Origin of the sequence: Halarcobacter ebronensis, assembly GCF_013201825.1 — a bacterium.
Classification (GTDB): Bacteria; Campylobacterota; Campylobacteria; order Campylobacterales; family Arcobacteraceae; genus Halarcobacter; species Halarcobacter ebronensis.
Genome location: NZ_CP053836.1, coordinates 2,424,720 through 2,443,292 on the forward strand (window position 1 = coordinate 2,424,720; position 18,573 = coordinate 2,443,292).

Below are 18,573 nucleotides of genomic sequence, written 5' to 3' on the forward strand. Positions count from 1 at the left end.
TTATTCTCCTTTTTTTAGTACAATTACAAAATCCATCACATTTGTGCCAGTAAGCCCTGTTACAAAATCATAACCCAAGCTCTTAAAAAAAGTGTTACTATCACTCTTTTCTAAAAACTCTTTTGCATCTAATTTTTTCTCTTCTATTTTTTTTATAATATCAAAATCTATAAAAGCTCCTGTTGCATCAGATTTGCCATCTATTCCATCACTTCCTGCACAAAGTATTGATAACTCTTTTTCTAAAATATCTTCCAAAAGTAACCTTAAAGCCAGTTCTTGGTTTCTTCCACCAAAACCACCCTTTGATTTTACAGTTGTTGTTGTCTCTCCCCCAAATAAAAGAGCAAAACTACTATATTTTTTATCATACTTCTTTATAATTTCTGCTATAAATTTAGCCGCTTCTAAAGAACTACTATCTAAAGTTGTAGTAACAATTTCTACTTTTTCAACCAGCTGTTCACAATAGTTTTTTGCTTCATTTAATGCAATTGAATTATTACCTATTAGATAATGTTCAAACTCTCCATTATTCATAGGTGCAGAACCAATTGTATTTAAGTCATCTCCAATTACATCACTTAAAACTAAAACTTGTCCATTTGCTTTAATTTTATTTGCTAATTTGCCACCTTTAATTTGGGAAATTGATTTTCTTATTGTATTTAGAGCTTTAATATCTATTCCAGAAGTAAGTAAAGAGGAAGATGCTTTTATAAAATCTTCTAGGCTTAAGTCCTCAATTGGTTTTTCAATCATGGCAGAGGCTCCACCTGAGAGTAAAAAAATAAAATAGTCATTTTCATTCATTTTTGCAACTTCATCAAAGAGAAGATTTGCAGCTTCTAAGCTTTTTGTTGTAACTTCAGGATGGGTAGATTTGAAATGCTTTAAATAGTTTAACTCTCCTGTTGTAGTTGAAACAATTACTCCGCCTTTTATTTCGTTTTTAAGAATATTCTCACACTCTTTTGCCATGGCATAGGCAGCTTTTCCAACTCCAAAAATATACAAAGAACCTATCTTATTTAAATCAATCTCTTTATCAACTATTTTAAGAGATTTCCCTTTTAAAGAGATATTATCTTTTATAATAGAATCCGCTTGAACTTTTTTCAAAGCTTTATAAAATATCTTTTCTAAAATTTCTCTAGACATATTTTAGTACCATCTCATTCCAACCTTTTGAGCCTTTAAAAGTTGATTTCTTTGTCTCTTTTGAATTAAAATTTACATAACTATTTTCGTAATTTTTTATTATAACTGGATTTTTAACATTTTCAAACATAGGAGTGTCATTCTCTCCATCTCCCAAACCTATTGAGTTTATCTCCTCGTTATAAAGGCTTTTAAAAATCTCATTAGCTTTTTTAACAGCTATGCCTTTATCTTGCCCTTGACCAATTAGATGATAAAATCTTCCCCCTTTTGTTATTTTTATTCTATAGGTTGTTGCTAAATTTCTTAAATTTTCTAATTTTGATTCATCTTTTAAGATAAAAGGCTCTGTAAAATCTCTTTTTTTTGCAAATATTGCCCCCTCTTCGTCAAGTCCTGTAAACTTTATAATTTCATCAATACTCATATCGCTAAAACCAAACATTTTGAACTCATCTTTATATCTATTATAAAAATTTAGGATTTGTTGATATGTAAGACCTAATTGTTTAATAAAGTAGTTATCAAAACTATCTAAAAAGCTTAAGTCAAAACCTTGGTAGTTTTTAGGGAAAAAAATGGCTGCACCATTTTCAATAATAAAGGGTTCTTTGATTCCTACTTTTTTTTGTAAAACTTCAACTTCAAGTCTAGTCTTACTTGTAGTAAAGAGAAGAGGAATACTCCTTTGCTTTATCTTCTCAAGAGCCTTTTTAGAGTCTTCAAAAGAGTAATCATCATGGTTTAGAAAGGTTCCATCTAAATCTGTATATATTACTGTTTTCATATTCTATTCTATCATTTAATCTACATTCGTATAGTTTTTATATGTATATCGATTATACAATAACAAAATTTCTATTAAATTTATCTTTTGATTACTTTTTAAGTTAAATTTATTACAATATAACCACAATGTAAAGGAGAATTATGACCCCAGAATATGAGAAAATAGTTGTTTTAGTTATTAGTTTAACTGCTTCATTTTTAACTTGGAAAATGGTAAAAGATTTTTATGGTGCTAGGTATAATATGGTTTTTGCACATATAATTGCAATTATCACATCATCTTTTATGCTTCTATCTACAATGTTCCTCTTTATGCCAAAAAATTACCAAAGAGGCGTTACTCCAGAAGTTGAATTAAACTTCTTTTCAATAGTAACTATAGTAATTATGCTAGCAGGCTTATATCTCTTTTTTAAATATATTCCAGATAAAAGAAAAGAGAATTAATTATCCTTTAGAACCTTTAATGCATCCTCAATGCTTAAAGGTTTTGAGAAGAAATATCCTTGTCCAATATCACACTTAATTGATAACAAGAAATCCTCTTGTTTTTCATGTTCAATCCCTTCGGCAACAACTTTATAATTTAAACTTTTTGAGAGTGCAACAATTGCTTTACTAATTTGAACATTGTTATTATCTTCTGGTATTCCATCAATAAAAGCTTTATCAACTTTAATAACATCAATAGGAAATTTTGTCAAATAGTTCATTGAAGAGTATCCCGTACCAAAATCATCAATAGAGAATCTAAAACCAAGATTTTTAAGGTCAATCATAGCTTTTAGATTCATTTCAGAATACTCCATTATATATCTTTCAGTAACTTCTATCTCAATATCAGATGGTTTAAGGCCATTTTTTTCAACAATTTTTAAAACATCTTGTACAAAATCAGGGTCTTTAAACTGTACACTAGATACATTTATAGCTATATAATGCAGTTCTGAGTCAACCTTTTTCATTTGAATAAAATCTCTACATGCCACATCAAAAATATATTTTCCCAAATCAATAATTAAACCAGTATCTTCAGCAATTGTAATAAATTTTGTTGGAGGCACAACTCCTAACTCTTTGTTTTGCCATCTAACTAAAGCCTCAAAAGCTATCACTTTATGTGTTTGCAAATTATATTGAGGTTGATAATTTAAATACAACTCACCATTTTTGATGGCATCTTTTAAAGATTGTTCAATTTTTAATTGCTCATGAACATTTAAAGAGAGTTGTTTATTATAGTATTGGAAATTATCTTTACCTAAATTTTTTGCATGATACATTGCAGTATCTGCATTTTTAATCAAAGTTGTAATATCTTCTCCATCATCAGGATACATGGCAATACCAATACTTGCACTTGTATTTAAAATATTATTATCCAAAGTGATTGTTTTTTTAACCACATCAAGGATTTTTTTGCAAACATAATCAGCTGCTTTTCTATTTTTTGTAGAGTCAAGAACAACAATAAATTCGTCTCCACCCATTCTTGCAATAATGTCATTTTCCCTTAATACACTCTTTATTCTTTTTGAGGTTATTTTAAGAAGTTCATCCCCTATTGAGTGTCCCAGTGAATCATTTATCATTTTAAATCTATCTAAATCTATAAACATTACAAAAATATTCTGATTTTTTCTTTTGGCAACCTTTATGGCAAATTCTAAATCACCCTCAAGTTTTATTCTATTTGGAAGTTTTGTCAAACTATCATGATAGGCTAAGAAATCTGCCTTTTTTTGTGTCTCTATAATCTCTTGCATACTTGTATAAACTGCAATATATTTACTTATCTCATCTTTATCATTTCTTATACTTGAGATATTTAACCATATTGGTACAATTTGACCATCTTTTTTTCTATTTTGGATTTTACCTTTCCACTCACCTTTTTCTAAAAGTCCCGCAGAAACTTTTTCATAAAACATTTTATCGTGAGTTTGATTCTCAACTAAAAGTTTTGGAGACTCACCTATCACATCTTTTTTAGTAAATCCAGTTATCTCTTCAAAAGCACTGTTTACAGATAATATCTTATCCTCTTTGGCATCTATAACTAAAATACCCTCTTCTATATTTTCAAAAACAGTAGCAGATAATTTTAAATTTTCATTCTGTTTTATATATTTTGTAATATCAAGTTTAATTGCTAAATAGTTAGTTATCTCATCATCTAAAATAATTGGAACAATAGAGGCTTTTTCATAATAAATTGAACCATCTTTTTTCTTATTTGCAAACTCCCCTTTCCATTTTTTGCCATTTATTAAACTCTCATTTAATTCTTCATATGTAGAATCTGGAGTCTCACCAGATTTTAGAATATTTGGGCTATTGCCATATGCTTCCTCTTTTTTAAAACCAGAAGTCTTTTCAAAAATATCATTTACATATAGAATTTTTTTATTTGTATCTGTAAGAATTATTGAGTTATCACTATTTTCAATAGCATATTTAAAAGCTGCCAACTCTTTTCTAATTTTTTGAGATTTTTTGTGTTCATAATAGATTAATAAAAGTGCAATTAAAATAATAAAGAAAAAGAAAATTGATATTACAAGTTGATAAAATAGTTTGTTATTGTATTTATAAATTAATTGACTGTTTAGCTCTTTTAGTTTAAAAGCTAATTTCAACTTTTCTGCATTATCTTTGATTTTATTTATATATTTAACATTCTCTAAAATATTTTCTACATGTTTTGTTAGAAGAGTTAATCTATTATATTCTAAATCTTTATTATATTCATTTATCTTTTTTAAACTCTCTATTATTGGTTCTTCATTCTTATTTATTCCAACAAATTGTTGCATTATCATAAAAAGTGTACTATTTATTAGAAGTTTAATATCTTGATTTATACTCTTATCATTTAATAAATACTGATTTAAATCATAAATATAATGAACTGAATTTAAAATTGAAGAGTGTTTTGATTTGAATTTTTCTATAAAGTCAGATTTTTTAATAAAAGTATCATTTATCTCTAATACTTGATTATAAATATCTTGTCCAAACTCATTTTTTATGCCACTTTTTATAACATGCTCCAAAGCTTTTTCAAAAGAGTTTGTCTCATCAACTATGGTATCAAAATTTATAAATTTCTCTTTTTGATTTAAAAAACCATTTAGTCTTAAATTCGAAACAACCATAGTATCAATATTTTTTTTATAATTATTATAAAACTTTTTACTATTCTCTATTTTAAACAAATATAAAAAGATAAAAGTTAAAAAAAGGGTAAAAAACAGTAGTTTAAAGCTAAAATAATCTTTTATTCTATTCATCTACTACTCAATAATTTTAACTTGCCCAGTTAAAGTTTTCAAAAAAGAGACAATCTTATCTATCTCTTCATTTGTAATTGGCCGTCCAAGTTGTACCAAAGACATCGTTTCTACAGCTTTTTTTAAATCAGGCTCTCTACCATCATGAAAATATGGAGAAGTCAGCTCTATATTTCTCAAAGATGGAACTTTGAAATAGTATTTGTCTTCATCTTTTTTTGTTACTTCATATCGACCTAAATTATCACTAGCAATATAATTAAATGCCCCAAATTTATTGTAATGATTTCCTCCAACATTTATTCCATGGTGACAAGCTATACAACCTTTATTTATAAAAAGTTCATATCCCTCTTTTTCATATTTACTTATAGCCTCTTTATTTCCCAACAAAAATTTATCAAACCTTGAATTTGGGGTAATAAGTGTTTTTTCAAACTCTGAAATAGCATCAACTATATTATCTTTTGTTATCGCACCACTATAGATTTTTTTAAATATATCTTTATACTCTGTATTCTCTAATTTTTCTATCAATAGTTTAAAATTATGTGCCATCTCAATTGGATTTTCAATTGGACCTGCTGCTTGCTCTTTTAAATCTTTTGCTCTTCCATCCCAAAATTGTCTAAAATTAAAATAAGCGTTTAAAACTGTAGGAGCATTTACCTTTCCTAACGCTCCATTAACTCCAAAAGAGAATTGAAGGCCATCATCTCCTCCATTATTCAAATCATGACAGGTTGCACATGAGATTGTATTATCTTTTGATAGTTTGTTGTCGAAAAACAACTTTTTACCTAATATTGCTTTATTATAATTAAACTCAATAGTTTGAGGAATAGGTGTGATATTTGTTGCATGACAATATATTATTAAGCATGCAAAAAGGAATAATGAGTTCTTAAACATTTTTACCTAAATTTTTATTTACAATTAACTATTTTGACAGCTACTACATATACCATATAGTTGCATTGAGTGGCTTGAAACTTTAAATTTATTTTTCTTTGCTATTTTATCTTGTCTTTTTTCTATTTCATCATCCATAAACTCTACAATTTTCCCACATTGGGTACAAATTAGATGATCATGGTGATCTTTAAAATTACTTTCATATTTTTTACCATCAGTTCCAAATGCTATAGATGTGATTAAGTTAACCTCTTCTAAGAAGCTTAATGCTCTGTAAACTGTTGCTATTCCAATATTTGAATCAGGTCTTTTTACTTTAATTAAATTATAGATCTCTTCAGCAGTTAAATGTTCATTTGCATTAAAGAGAATATTTAAAACTATCTCTCTTTGCTCAGTATACTTAAGACCTTTTTGTTTAACAATTTTTTTTAACTCGCCAATTACTTCTTCACTTTTTGCCATTTAATAACCTTATTAAAAACTCTAATATTAATTATTACAAAATTATTATCAAAATCACTTAAAATTTATTGTAATTTATTGTTTTTAATCTCAATTCTGCAAATTTTTCATTATCTTTGCTTATAAATTAGATTAATTATAAATTTTAAGCAAAGTTTTTGTATTATTTTAACGATAATTATTATCAATACAAGAAAAATAAAGAGGTTTATTATGAGACTAAGTGAATTGCAAAAAGGTATGTGTGGAAAAATAATTGCAATTGATTCAGAACCTGTATTAAAGTCAAGATTTAGTTCTTTTGGCATTGTAAAAGGTGCCATTGTGTCAGTATTAGAACAAACCTTATCAAAAAATACTATAGAAATAAAAGTGCAAAATACAAAAATTGCTATTAGAATATCTGAAGCAGAAACAATTGAAATAGAGAACTCACAATGTTAAACAAAAAAAATAAAAAACTAATCAAAGTGGCCTTAGTTGGTCAACCAAATGTTGGTAAATCTATGCTTATTAACTCTATTTCAAACTCAAGGCTAAAAGTTGGAAACTTCTCTGGAGTTACAGTAGAAAAAACACAAATTGAGTTTGAATATAAAGATTATCTTTTTGAAATTATTGATTTACCAGGTTCATACTCACTAACAGATTTTACATTAGAAGAGAAAGTTACAAAGAATTATCTTGAAGAAGAGGATTATGATATTATCTTAAATGTCTTGGATTCAACAAATTTAGAGAGAAACTTATATTTAACTAACGAGTTGTTAGCTTTAGATAAAAAAATGGTTTTAGCTTTAAATATGTCAGATGAAGCAATAAATGAGGGAATTAAGATAAATGAAAAACAGCTTTCAAAAATTATTGGAAAACCTTGCGTTAAAACATCTGCTAAAACAAAACTTGGTATTAAAGAGTTATTAGAAGAGTTAACAACAAAATATGAATCTATGAAATTTGAATCAAAACTGATTTTTTCAGATGTAATAGAAGAAGAGATTGCAAATATTAAATCATTTCTATTAGAAAAAAAATATAGAACAAATATTCACTATAGAGAGATTGCCATTAAACTTTTAAAAGAGGATAAGAAGACTTTTCTTATTTTAAGAGATGAACCTATTTGGATAGAACTTCAACTCATTTTAACAAATGCATTTGAACACATCTACTTGCATTATGGAACAAAAAATCTAAATAATATATTTGAAGATGAAAAGTTTGCTTTTGCAAGGGGTATTGTTACTGAAGTTGTAAAACTAGAAAAACAAAATGAAGATAACAAAACTCTTACAGATAAGATTGATTCAATTTTAATTCACAAAATATTTGGTCTTCCAATTTTTTTATTTTTAATGTGGGGGCTTTTTCAGTTAACATTTGAACTTGGAAATATTCCAATGGATCTAATTGATGCTTTTTTTGCGACATTGATTGATGAAACAAAAAATATTTTAGGTGATACTCAAATAGCTTCAGTTATTGCGGATGGTGCTCTTGCTGGAGTTGGAGCTGTTGTTCTTTTTATTCCAAATATTGTTATTCTATTTTTTGGGATTGCACTACTTGAAACAACAGGATATATGAGTAGAGTTGCATTCCTTTTAGATGGTTTTTTCCACAAATTTGGACTTCATGGAAAATCATTTATCCCTTTAGTTACAGGATTTGGTTGTTCAGTTCCAGCTTATATGGCAGCAAGAACACTTAAAAATCCAAAAGATAGACTTTTAACTCTTTTTATAATTGGTTTTATGTCTTGTGGAGCAAGACTTCCTATTTATGTACTATTTACAGGTGCTTTTTTCTCAGAAAAAAATGCTGGAAATATTCTTTTTCTAATCTATATTGTGGGGGCTCTTTTAGGACTTATTGCAGCAAAAGTGCTAAAAATAGTAGTATTTAAAAGTGAAGATGAACCTTTTGTTATGGAGATGCCAAAATATAGACTTCCTTCTACAAAACTTATTTGGCATACAGTTTCAAATCAGGCATTAATGTATCTTAAAAAAGCTGGAACATTTATCCTCGCAGCTTCAATTCTAATCTGGTTTGCCTCAAACTATCCAAAACAACCAGAGTATGAAGCAATAATAAATCAACAACTTGAATTGGCTAACTCAGAAGAAGAAAGATATGAGTTGAATAATAAAATGGCTCTTTATAATCTTGAGAACTCTTATTTAGGTAAAGTTGGAAAATTCTCAGAACCTCTTTTTGCACCATTAGGTTTTGATTGGAAAATGACAATTGCTCTTGAAACAGGACTTGCTGCAAAAGAGATTGTAGTTTCAACTTTAGGGATTTTATATGGACTAGGGGATGAAACAGATGAAGGTAGCCAAGGGTTACTTGAAAAAATAAAAACAAATATTCCTCTTGCATCTGCTTTAGCTTATATTGTTTTTGTTATGATTTATTTGCCTTGTTTGGCTGCATCAATGGTATTTACAAGGGAAGCTGGGGGTTGGAGATATTTAGTTTATCTTTTTGTTTTCACAACATCAATTGCTTGGATTCTTTCATTTGTTACATATAATGTTGCCAGAGGACTTGGTTTGTAGAGTAAATTTTACTCTACAACGAAAGTTGTTTTAGTTTCAACATCTCCCTCTTTAACAATAAAACTCCAAGTTCCTTTTGCTCTGCCTTCTATATATCTAAAGTCATAAATTGAACCATGACCTGCTGGGATAATCATTAATCTCTCCCTTGAAGTTTCACCATTTGGAGAAATCCAATGAACACTAATTTCAACATCTTCTTCCATTCTTTCGTGTTCATACTTACATATAATTGAGTTTTCATCTTGCAACAGTAGACAATCTGCCTTCTTTTGTTCTCCTTCAAAGGCTTCAGCAAAACAGAATACTGTAACTAACAGTAATGAGTAAACTAATCTTTTCATTTTATCTCGCTTATTATTTTTTATACTTTTCCCAAACTGCATCTTCACTTAAAGTTGCTCTATTTTTCAAAACCTCAAAGGGAAGATAAGCCTCTTTATATCCCATAGAATAATGATTTTTTATCCAATATCCCAAATAGATATAAGGGATGTTCAACTCTTTTGCAATTTTTATCTGTGCTAATATTGAAAACTTACCTATAGATAGTTTTTCATAATCATGATCATAATAACAGTAAATTGATGAAATTGATTCAGGCAATATATCAACCAATGCCACACCAATTAGTTTATTATCTCTAACATATAAAAACTCCTTTGTAAACTCTTCTTTACCTTGAACATAAGATCTATCATACTCTGATGGTTCAATTGGAGTATATGGCCAATCTTTTTTCTTATTCATATGCTCATGATATTTATCATAAAGCCTTAAGTGATCTAAAGTCAAAGATGGAGGCTGAATATAAAGTTTAGTATCTAAATTTTTTTTGAATACTCTCTTTTCTGAACTTGAAAATTTATAATTTGCCACATCAATTCTCATTGAGACACACTTTGTGCACTCTTTACACTCTGGCACAAAGTGCATTTTACCAAAACGTCGCCATCCATGTTCAAGCATATTTTGATAATCATCAATATTACATTTATGTATATATCTATATCTAATATCAGATATCTCATCACTAAAATAAGAGCAATCTCTGTTCTCTTCAACAAACTCTACATCATGTTCTAAAATATGCATAATTATTCGTTTATCTTTTCTTTAATCTCTTTTGCAATTGCAGATATTTTCTTGATTTTTTCACTATTTGATAGGGATTCATCAACCAAATGTTTAACAAATGCACTACCAACAATTACTCCATCAACACCTTTTGCTTTCTCTTTACAACTCTTTTCATCAACCCCAAAACCTATGTAAAGTGGAGTATTAGAATACTTTTTAACAGTAGAAATAATAGAACTTAAATCTTCACTTTGTCCACTTCCTGTAATTCCTGCATAGGCAACCATATAGATAAATTTTTTAGAATTTTCTACAACTTTTTTTATTCTCTCTTCCCCATGAGTAGGTGCAACAAATGAGATATTTGCTTTATTATATTTTTCAAAAGTATCATTTACTAAAAGCGCCTCTTCAAAGGGTAAATCAGGAATTATCATACCATTTACACCAAACTCATCTGCTTTTTTTAAAAAGTTTTCTAAACCATAATGAAAAAAAGGATTCATATATCCCATCCATAACATATCCATTTGTGGTGCAATTTTAGAGCTAGCTTCAAAAAGGTCTTTTAATTTAAAACCACTGTTTAAAGCTATATGGTTTGCTTTTTCTATAACTGGTCCATCAGCAACAGGATCAGAGAAAGGAACACCTAACTCCAAAATATCAACTCCTGCCTCTTTCATACTAAGAGCTAAATCAACTGTAAAATCATTACTTGGAATTGATGAAGTTATATAACCTACTAATTTTTTCAAAATAAATCCTAATAATTTTCAAATTTATTCTATTTTATCCAAATTATCTTGAATAGCAATTTAGTAAAAATAATTTTATTTAGAAGAATAGAAATAAAACTTCAACAAAAAGGATAAATTTGATACAATTAAGACTCAAAATAAAGATTTTAGGAAACATTTTTATGAGTATTATTAAAGAAAATTTTGAAAAGATGAATATAACAAAAATTAAAAATGCAAAGAATATCAGAAAGTTGACAGTTATTACTGCTTACGATGCTCTTTTTGCGAATCTATTTAAAAATATAGCAGATATAATTTTAGTTGGAGATAGTCTAAATATGAGTTTTGCTGGTAAAAATGACACTCTATCTGCAACGTTAGATCAAATGATTTACCACACAAAAGCAGTTTGTAATGGAGCAAAAGAGGCTTTTGTTGTTGTTGATATGCCCTTTGGAACTTATATAAACAAAGATGAAGCACTAAAAAATGCAAGTAAAGTATATGCCAAAACAAATGCGGCAGCAGTTAAAATTGAAGGTGGAGAGGATAGAGCAGATATTGTTGAACACTTAACAAAAAATTCAATAGCAGTTATGGGACACATAGGACTTATGCCTCAATATGTAAGAAGTGAAGGTGGATACAAAGTTAGAGGAAAAGATAAACACGATGCCCAACAACTTATAAAAGATGCCCTTGCAATAGAAAAAGCTGGAGCATTTTCTATTGTAATAGAAGGTGTTATGTCTGATGTAGCAAAAGAGATTAGTGAAGCAGTTAATATTCCAACTATTGGAATTGGTGCAGGGAAAGACACAGATGGACAGGTTTTAGTATGGTCTGATATGTTAGGTCTTTTTGAAGATTTTAAACCAAAATTTGTAAGAGATTATTTGGATGGTGCAAATTTAGTAAAAGATGCTGTAAAACAATATAGAAGTGATGTTCAAAATGGATCTTTCCCTTCTAAAGAAGAAGAGTATTAAAAATGGAAAGAGTAGTTGAAGTTGAACAAATATCTTTTGAAGACGAGAGTAGTGAAGTAAACCTTCGTCCCTCTTCTTGGGATGACTATATAGGTCAAGAGAAAATCAAAAAAAACCTAAAAGTTTTTATAGAAGCCTCTAGAAAAAGGAATGAAGCCTTAGATCATATACTTTTTTATGGACCTCCAGGACTTGGAAAAACAACCCTATCTTATCTAATCTCAAATGAGATGAATTCAAATATAAAAGTTACTGCTGGACCAATGATTGAAAAAAGTGGTGATTTGGCTGCAATTTTAACAAACCTTGAAGAGGGAGATATTCTTTTTATTGATGAGATTCATAGATTAAGTCCTGCTGTTGAAGAGATTTTGTATCCAGCTATGGAAGATTATAGATTAGATATTATAATTGGTTCAGGACCAGCAGCACAAACTGTTAAAATTGACCTTCCAAGATTTACTCTAATTGGAGCAACAACAAGAGCTGGGATGTTAAGTAATCCTTTAAGAGAGAGATTTGGAATGCACTTTAGAATGCAGTTTTATGACCATGAAGAGCTTGCAAAAATTATCCAAAAAGCCTCTTTAAAACTGGGAAAAGCCTGTGAAGATAATGCAGCATTGGAGATTTCAAGAAGAAGCAGAGGGACACCAAGAGTTGCTTTAAGACTTCTTAGACGTGTAAGAGACTTTTCAGAAGTTGAAAATGAAAATTCAATTCATCTAAAAAGATGTCAATACGCTTTAAATGAATTGGGTGTAAATGAATCAGGTTTTGATGAAATGGATATAAATTTACTTGAATTGCTTGTCTCTAATAGAGGTAAACCAATGGGACTTTCAACTATTGCAGCAGCTTTAAGTGAAGATGAGGGAACAATTGAAGATGCAATAGAACCATATCTTTTGGCAAATGGATATATAGAGAGAACTGCAAGAGGAAGAGTAGCTTCTGTTAAAACTTATGAACTTTTCAGACTCTCATATCCAGGAAGTGAAAAACTTGATAGCGAAGGAAGGCTTTTTTGAAACCCCAATATTTTTTGATTGGATTGACTGTAGTTACTATTTTTTTTATGCTACAGCTATTTGATCCTTTTTTAAAACCAATAATTGTTGCACTACTTTTGGCTGTTGCTACAAACTCTATGAATATTTATTTTAAATATCATATACCAAATCAGTTTTTTTCGGCTATTTTATTAACAATACTTTTAACTTTGATATTCTTTGTTCCAGTTTTGTATTGCATCTTCTCTTTTGCCTCTTTGATTAATAAAATTGATCAAAAAGCACTTTTTGATATTTTTGAAGTTGTAAAACAATGGGTAGATACTATCCCTGATGATTTTGTCTTTTTGAAAGATCAACTCCTTAGAGTAATCGATAAAGTTGATATTCCAGAGTTTATACAAAATCTCTTTTCAATTGGTGCATTTTTAGGTAAAAACTCTGCAAAATTTATTATTGATATGGTTATGATATTAATATTTTTCTTCTTTTTTACCTTTTATAGTACAAGTTTGGCTCACTACTTTAAAGAGGCATTACCACTTAAAATGGAAGACTCGAATGCACTATTTTATGAATCTTCAAATGTAATGAGTGTTGTTTTATACTCAATTTTAGCTACTGCCATTTTAGAGGGATTTCTTTTTGGAATATTTATCTCTTTCTTTGGATATGATGGAATACTTTTAGGAGTATTATATGGCTTTGCTTCACTTGTTCCTGTAGTTGGTGGAATGATTATGTGGCTTCCTGTTGCAATCTATGAAATCTTTGCAGGAAGCAGTGCAAATGCCGTTGCAATTGCTATTTATTCAATAGTAGTTATATCTGTAATTGCAGATACTTTTATAAAACCAGTTATTATAAAATATATAAATCATAGAATTGTAAAAACTCCAACAAAAGTAAATGAACTGCTAATATTTTTTGCAATAGTTGCAGGTCTTTCTACTTTTGGTTTTTGGGGGATGATAATAGGTCCAGCGATGGTTACTTTTTTTATCTCACTTTTACAACTACTTAAAAAGTTTAGTGATGACTTTTATAGTATTGAAAAGAGCTTAGAGGATAGGAGATAGACTAGATCTACTCTCCTGCAACTATTTCACCTTGATAAGTCATAATTCCATAATCAAGATTAATAACAGTTTTAAATCCTGAACTTAACATAATTCTTTGGCAATATGCACTTCTACTACCACTATGGCAATAAAGAATAATAGGGGTCTCTTTTTTGTTTTCTATTTGCTCTAATGATTGATAAAATGAAGTTGTTGGAACTAAATAATCTGTACCTACAATTCTTCCACCAATCCACTCCATCCACTCTCTAGTATCAACTAATAAAAAATCTACAAACCCTAAATTTCTTGCTTCTAAAAGAGCTTCAACTTCTGCTGCATTAACTTCTGGTTTTAAAAGTAAATCTTCACACTGTTTTTTTGTTAAACCTAAAGAGTGTTTTTTCTCTTCACTTTGTGGTGTTTGTTGTGCTAAAACATCATCCACATACTCTTTTGTACAAAAAATTGCACAGTGACAATGTCCTTTTGAGGGTATCTCTTTTGTAAGAGCTGGTGTACAAGGGCACAATCTATTATCAGCTTTGTCTTTTTCCTCTTGAGTCTCACCCACAACCATAAAACAGGGACAATATCTTTTTCCATAAATAAGTTTGTTTCTTGTTAGTCCCATTTGTATTGATTCATTTACATCATCTTCAGGATTATAAAAAAATCCATGTTCTTCACAAACTTTATTAGTAAATTGTTTTGTTAGTTCTAGTTCAGTTTGAAACTCATCACTTTCAATATCAATTTTTCTTATCATAATTTTTCCTATTTTTTTGGGAATTTTACAACTATTTACTTTATTTTTTCTTATATATCATGGGTATTTTTTATTCTTTATAAGAATTTGTTTTATTATAAGTCAAATTTATAATTTTTTAAAATTCTCTTGGATTTTCTAAAGCTTTTTGTATTAACTCTAAAAAGCTATCTCTACTAATCTCTTTTGCTCCTAATGATTTTAAATGTTTTGTAGGAATTTGACAATCTATTAATCTAAAATTACTCTTTTTCAGTCTCTCGATAAGGTAATACAAAGCAACTTTAGAAGCATCACTTTTTTTTGCAAACATAGATTCTCCACAAAAGATATCACCAATTACAACACCATAACCACCACCCACTAATTCCCCTTCATAGTAGCTTTCAAAAGAGTGAGCAAAACCTAATTTATAAAACTCATTATATGACTCTATAACCTCATCATGTATCCAAGAACCCTTTTGATTCTCTCTTTTTATCTTTGAGCACTCAAGCATAAGCTCTTTAAAATTTTCATCAAATTTTATTTCAAATATATTACTATTGATTGTTTTCTTTAGTGACTTTGAAACTTTAAACTCATCTAGATTTAAAATTAAGCGAGGATTAGGGCTCCACCAAAGAATAGGATCAGTTTTATTATACCAAGGGAAGATTCCCATTGAATAAGCTTTAAATAGCCTAGTTGGAGACAAATCTCCACCATAAGCTAAAATTCCCTCATTTGAAGCCAATCTTGGATTTGGAAAACTATAAGAGTAGTTATCTAAAGGGAAAATATCCAAGATTATTGGTCTTAATTAGAATTTAGAAATATACTCAGCAACTGCCTCAATATCTTCTTTAGTCATTGATGAAACTTGGCTTTTCATTACGCCTTTCATTACTGCACCATAAGTTCCATTTTTATACCCCTCTAGTGCACTAACAATTTGTTCTTTACTCCACCCTTTAATGACTAGAGATTTCCCTAATGCAGGTTTTTCAGCACTTGCTCCATGACAGCCTGCACACTTTAAATATAAAGCTTTTCCTTTATCTAACATTGTTTTAGACTCATCATTTATAGCTGATTTTGCTTCAACAATACTATTTATACTATCTTCAATTTTATCTTTTGTTTGATTTACACTCTTTACTGCTTCTTCTTTAATCTCTTTACTTTTCTCTATAACATCATTTGTCATATCTTTTACTGCTTCAGAACCTGCTTGTGCAACTTTTTTAGACTCTTCTACTATTGTAGCTGCAACTTCAGCAGCTGATTCTTTTGTTTGTGTAACAAACTTTTCTTGAGGAGCTTTTGCTTCTTCATTTTGTGTAGTGGTTTCTACTTTTTCATCAGAACATCCAACAAAAATTGAAGCTGCAACAATCAAACTAAATAAAATTTTATTCATTATTTTTCCTTATACAAAATAAGTTGAAATTGTACATGATTTTTATTAAAAAACATTTAATAAATTATTTTAATTAAAATCTAAAAAACTCTACACTAACTTTTTAAAGGAGTATAAGTGAATTTAAACTCATCATCAACAAAATCAATTTTTACATTACCACCTTTTTTAAGTCTTCCAAAAAGTATCTCATCAGTCAGAACATTTTTAATTTTATCAGAGATTACTCTAGCTAAAGGTCTTGCTCCCATTGCTTTATCATAACCTAAAACTGCAAGTTCATTTTTTGCTTTTGCACTAATTGCAATTTTGATTTTTTTGTTTTCAAGTTGTTTTTCTAAATCTTCAATAAATTTACCTGCAACTTTTGCAACAATAGAGATATCTAATGATACAAAACTTACCATAGCATCAAGTCTATTTCTAAACTCTGGTGCAAAGAATTTGTTTATTGCTTTATTCTCATTTAGAGAATCATCTTTTGCAAATCCCATTACATTTGCTTCACTAGCACCTAAATTTGATGTCATAATAAGTATTACATTTTGGAAATCTGCTTTATTTCCACTATTATCAGTTAATTCTGCATTATCCATAACTTGAAGTAAAATTGACATCAAATCAGGATGAGCTTTCTCTATTTCATCCAATAAAAGTACACAATGTGGATGTTTTCTAATTGCTTCAGTTAAAAGCCCACCATTTTCAAACCCTACATATCCTGCAGGAGCTCCAATAAGTCTTGAAACAGTATGAGCTTCCATATATTCACTCATATCAAATCTTTCAAAGTGGATACCCAATTGATTAGATAACTCTTTTGCAACCTCTGTTTTACCAACACCTGTTGGTCCTGTAAATAGGAAACTTCCTATTGGTTTTTTATCAATATTAAGCCCAGCTTTGTTTCTTTTTATTGATTGAACTATAGTTGCAATAGCACTATCTTGTCCAAAAACTCTTTTTTGCATACTTTTTTCAAGGCTTTTAAGCAATGAAATATCTGATTTTGTTGTTGATTTTGAAGGAATATGTGCCATTTTTGCAACTGTATCTTCAATATCTTTTTGAGTAATATTAATATTGTTTTTATTTACAGTTGAATACTCTATTTTTTTTCTTGCCCCAACCTCATCAATAACATCTATTGCACTATCTGGCAAAAATCTATCATTGATATATTTTTTACTAAGTTCAACGGCAACTTCTATTGCTGCTTTGCTATATTTTACCCCATGATAATCTTCATATTTAGATTTTAAACCCTCTAATATTTGAACAGTATCTTCCAAAGAAGGTTCATCAACATCAACTTTTGCAAATCTTCTACTAAGTGCTTTATCTTTTGAAAAATCATTTCTAAACTCACTAAAAGTAGTTGCCCCAATACATTTTAACTTTCCATTTGCAAGCATTGGTTTTAAGATATTTGAAGCATCCATTGAACTTCCGCTTACACTTCCAGCCCCAACTATTGTATGAATCTCATCAATAAATAAAATTGCATTAGGAATTTTTGTAATCTCTTTTAACAAAGCTTTTAATTTTTTCTCAAAATCCCCTCTATATTTAGTTCCTGCAACCATTGATCCCATATCTAGTGAAAATACTTTTGCATCTTCTAAAAACTCTGGAACTCTTTTATTTGCAATCTCTAAAGCTAAACCTTCTGCAATAGCAGTTTTACCAACACCAGGTTCACCAACTAAAATTGGATTGTTTTTCTTTCTTCTGCTTAGAATTTGAATAACTCTTCCTATCTCATTTACTCTTCCAATAACTGGATCAATATCACCTTTTTTTGCTAAAGCTACAAGTTCAGTTGAGTTTTTATCTAAAACCTTATTATCTTTTCCATCGTCATCTTCTTTAAAGTCATCAAAATCATTTGGCTCTTCTGTTTCCTCTTTATGAGAAATCTCTTCTAAGATATCAACCCTTTCAACTCCTGCTGATTTTAGAACATAAGTTGCATAAGATTTTTCATCTTTTAAGATAGCAACAAACATATCTTCAACACTTGCATTTCTTCTACCACTATTTTGAGTATGTGCTACCATATTCTCAATTGTAGAAGTAAGTGTAATTGTCTCAATAGGTTCATCTTGAATATTCTCAGGGAAAATTGGAGTATTTTCATCAATATGTTTTTTTATTTGATTAAAGATTTTATTTTTATCTAATCCCAAATCATTTAATAAATTTTCAATAACTTCATCATGAATAAGCATTAAAAAAACATGCTCAATTGTTAAATATTCATGTCTACTCTTTTTTGCATAGTTTACTGCTTGCGCAAATATATTTCTTAATTCTTTACTAATCATTT

The 18,573-nt window shown here is 28.9% G+C and carries 18 protein-coding genes; 6 read left to right on the forward strand and 12 right to left on the reverse strand.

Going from position 1 to position 18,573, the window contains the following annotated elements:
• Together AEBR_RS11965 and AEBR_RS11970 are read right to left on the reverse strand one after the other, a co-directional pair.
• Entirely contained in the window at positions 1-1,161 is a 1,161-nt protein-coding gene (locus AEBR_RS11965) for a glycerate kinase type-2 family protein (protein ID WP_129086772.1), read from the reverse strand.
• Complete coding sequence (locus AEBR_RS11970; RefSeq protein ID WP_129086773.1) at positions 1,154-1,948, reverse strand: HAD-IIB family hydrolase; 795 nt, start codon at positions 1,946-1,948, stop codon at positions 1,154-1,156. Before AEBR_RS11970 ends, AEBR_RS11965 begins: the two co-directional genes overlap by 8 nt.
• Positions 1,949-2,091: 143 nt before the next feature.
• Here AEBR_RS11970 and AEBR_RS11975 point away from each other — a divergent pair, with 143 nt between their 5' ends.
• Positions 2,092-2,397, forward strand: a complete 306-nt coding sequence (locus AEBR_RS11975; RefSeq protein WP_128978798.1) for a hypothetical protein — start codon at positions 2,092-2,094, stop codon at positions 2,395-2,397.
• Here AEBR_RS11975 and AEBR_RS11980 read toward each other — a convergent pair.
• Genes AEBR_RS11980 through AEBR_RS11990 form a run of 3 tightly spaced genes read right to left on the reverse strand, consistent with a single transcriptional unit; the run spans position 2,394 to position 6,623 of the window.
• Positions 2,394-5,243, reverse strand: coding sequence for an EAL domain-containing protein (locus AEBR_RS11980; protein WP_129086774.1), 2,850 nt, complete (start codon positions 5,241-5,243; stop codon positions 2,394-2,396). The two genes, AEBR_RS11975 and AEBR_RS11980, sit on opposite strands and share 4 nt — an antisense overlap.
• Before the next feature lie 3 nt (positions 5,244-5,246).
• Positions 5,247-6,155 carry a cytochrome-c peroxidase gene (locus AEBR_RS11985; protein WP_129086775.1) on the reverse strand — a complete coding sequence of 303 codons (909 nt, stop codon included), beginning with the start codon at positions 6,153-6,155 and terminating at the stop codon, positions 5,247-5,249.
• A gap of 24 nt (positions 6,156-6,179) precedes the next feature.
• Positions 6,180-6,623 carry a Fur family transcriptional regulator gene (locus tag AEBR_RS11990; RefSeq protein ID WP_128978792.1) on the reverse strand — a complete coding sequence of 148 codons (444 nt, stop codon included), beginning with the start codon at positions 6,621-6,623 and terminating at the stop codon, positions 6,180-6,182.
• A gap of 213 nt (positions 6,624-6,836) precedes the next feature.
• Here AEBR_RS11990 and AEBR_RS11995 point away from each other — a divergent pair, with 213 nt between their 5' ends.
• Positions 6,837-7,067, forward strand: a complete 231-nt coding sequence (locus AEBR_RS11995) for a FeoA family protein (protein ID WP_128978791.1) — start codon at positions 6,837-6,839, stop codon at positions 7,065-7,067.
• Positions 7,061-9,187, forward strand: coding sequence for a ferrous iron transport protein B (gene feoB / locus AEBR_RS12000; protein WP_129086776.1), 2,127 nt, complete (start codon positions 7,061-7,063; stop codon positions 9,185-9,187). Before AEBR_RS11995 ends, feoB begins: the two co-directional genes overlap by 7 nt.
• An 8-nt stretch (positions 9,188-9,195) precedes the next feature.
• Here the strand turns inward: feoB and AEBR_RS12005 are convergent, their stop codons facing one another.
• From AEBR_RS12005 to trpA, 3 genes are read right to left on the reverse strand one after another with little or no spacing between them, the layout of a single operon-like run.
• The gene (locus tag AEBR_RS12005; protein WP_129086777.1) at positions 9,196-9,531 is read right to left on the reverse strand and encodes a hypothetical protein; all 336 of its coding nucleotides are present in this window, start codon (positions 9,529-9,531) and stop codon (positions 9,196-9,198) included.
• 13 nt (positions 9,532-9,544) lie between these two features.
• Positions 9,545-10,282, reverse strand: coding sequence for an arginyltransferase (locus AEBR_RS12010; RefSeq protein ID WP_128978785.1), 738 nt, complete (start codon positions 10,280-10,282; stop codon positions 9,545-9,547).
• A 2-nt stretch (positions 10,283-10,284) separates the two neighbouring features.
• Positions 10,285-11,025: a tryptophan synthase subunit alpha gene (gene trpA, locus AEBR_RS12015; protein WP_129086778.1), complete on the reverse strand. Its 741-nt coding sequence runs from the start codon at positions 11,023-11,025 to the stop codon at positions 10,285-10,287.
• A gap of 164 nt (positions 11,026-11,189) precedes the next feature.
• Here trpA and panB point away from each other — a divergent pair, with 164 nt between their 5' ends.
• The 3 genes from panB to AEBR_RS12030 are packed head-to-tail and all read left to right on the forward strand — an operon-like array spanning position 11,190 to position 14,091.
• Complete coding sequence (panB, locus tag AEBR_RS12020) at positions 11,190-11,999, forward strand: 3-methyl-2-oxobutanoate hydroxymethyltransferase (RefSeq protein ID WP_129086779.1); 810 nt, start codon at positions 11,190-11,192, stop codon at positions 11,997-11,999.
• Positions 12,000-12,001: 2 nt separating this feature from the next.
• Positions 12,002-13,030, forward strand: a complete 1,029-nt coding sequence (gene ruvB / locus AEBR_RS12025; RefSeq protein WP_129086780.1) for a Holliday junction branch migration DNA helicase RuvB — start codon at positions 12,002-12,004, stop codon at positions 13,028-13,030.
• The gene (locus tag AEBR_RS12030) at positions 13,027-14,091 is read left to right on the forward strand and encodes an AI-2E family transporter (RefSeq protein WP_129086781.1); all 1,065 of its coding nucleotides are present in this window, start codon (positions 13,027-13,029) and stop codon (positions 14,089-14,091) included. The genes ruvB and AEBR_RS12030 overlap by 4 nt, the downstream gene beginning before the upstream one ends.
• Positions 14,092-14,098: 7 nt before the next feature.
• Here AEBR_RS12030 and AEBR_RS12035 read toward each other — a convergent pair whose 3' ends face one another.
• The 4 genes from AEBR_RS12035 to clpA all read right to left on the reverse strand — a co-directional run bounded on the left by AEBR_RS12035 (position 14,099) and on the right by clpA (position 18,571).
• Positions 14,099-14,842, reverse strand: coding sequence for a ferredoxin-thioredoxin reductase catalytic domain-containing protein (locus AEBR_RS12035; RefSeq protein WP_129086782.1), 744 nt, complete (start codon positions 14,840-14,842; stop codon positions 14,099-14,101).
• 118 nt (positions 14,843-14,960) lie between these two features.
• Positions 14,961-15,629 carry a leucyl/phenylalanyl-tRNA--protein transferase gene (gene aat, locus AEBR_RS12040; RefSeq protein ID WP_129086783.1) on the reverse strand — a complete coding sequence of 223 codons (669 nt, stop codon included), beginning with the start codon at positions 15,627-15,629 and terminating at the stop codon, positions 14,961-14,963.
• A gap of 15 nt (positions 15,630-15,644) precedes the next feature.
• Complete coding sequence (locus AEBR_RS15580) at positions 15,645-16,244, reverse strand: c-type cytochrome (protein ID WP_323807948.1); 600 nt, start codon at positions 16,242-16,244, stop codon at positions 15,645-15,647.
• Between the two features lie 95 nt (positions 16,245-16,339).
• Complete coding sequence (clpA, locus tag AEBR_RS12050) at positions 16,340-18,571, reverse strand: ATP-dependent Clp protease ATP-binding subunit ClpA (RefSeq protein ID WP_129086784.1); 2,232 nt, start codon at positions 18,569-18,571, stop codon at positions 16,340-16,342.
• Positions 18,572-18,573: the final 2 nt, after the last annotated feature.

Coding starts and splice junctions, on each gene's coding strand:
- AEBR_RS11965 (WP_129086772.1), bottom strand. CDS start 1,161: ATGTCTAGAGAAATTTTAGAAAAGATATTTTATAAAGCTTTGAAAAAA.
- AEBR_RS11970 (WP_129086773.1), bottom strand. CDS start 1,948: ATGAAAACAGTAATATATACAGATTTAGATGGAACCTTTCTAAACCAT.
- AEBR_RS11975 (WP_128978798.1), top strand. CDS start 2,092: ATGACCCCAGAATATGAGAAAATAGTTGTTTTAGTTATTAGTTTAACT.
- AEBR_RS11980 (WP_129086774.1), bottom strand. CDS start 5,243: ATGAATAGAATAAAAGATTATTTTAGCTTTAAACTACTGTTTTTTACC.
- AEBR_RS11985 (WP_129086775.1), bottom strand. CDS start 6,155: ATGTTTAAGAACTCATTATTCCTTTTTGCATGCTTAATAATATATTGT.
- AEBR_RS11990 (WP_128978792.1), bottom strand. CDS start 6,623: ATGGCAAAAAGTGAAGAAGTAATTGGCGAGTTAAAAAAAATTGTTAAA.
- AEBR_RS11995 (WP_128978791.1), top strand. CDS start 6,837: ATGAGACTAAGTGAATTGCAAAAAGGTATGTGTGGAAAAATAATTGCA.
- feoB (WP_129086776.1), top strand. CDS start 7,061: ATGTTAAACAAAAAAAATAAAAAACTAATCAAAGTGGCCTTAGTTGGT.
- AEBR_RS12005 (WP_129086777.1), bottom strand. CDS start 9,531: ATGAAAAGATTAGTTTACTCATTACTGTTAGTTACAGTATTCTGTTTT.
- AEBR_RS12010 (WP_128978785.1), bottom strand. CDS start 10,282: ATGCATATTTTAGAACATGATGTAGAGTTTGTTGAAGAGAACAGAGAT.
- panB (WP_129086779.1), top strand. CDS start 11,190: ATGAGTATTATTAAAGAAAATTTTGAAAAGATGAATATAACAAAAATT.
- ruvB (WP_129086780.1), top strand. CDS start 12,002: ATGGAAAGAGTAGTTGAAGTTGAACAAATATCTTTTGAAGACGAGAGT.
- AEBR_RS12035 (WP_129086782.1), bottom strand. CDS start 14,842: ATGATAAGAAAAATTGATATTGAAAGTGATGAGTTTCAAACTGAACTA.
- AEBR_RS15580 (WP_323807948.1), bottom strand. CDS start 16,244: ATGAATAAAATTTTATTTAGTTTGATTGTTGCAGCTTCAATTTTTGTT.
- clpA (WP_129086784.1), bottom strand. CDS start 18,571: ATGATTAGTAAAGAATTAAGAAATATATTTGCGCAAGCAGTAAACTAT.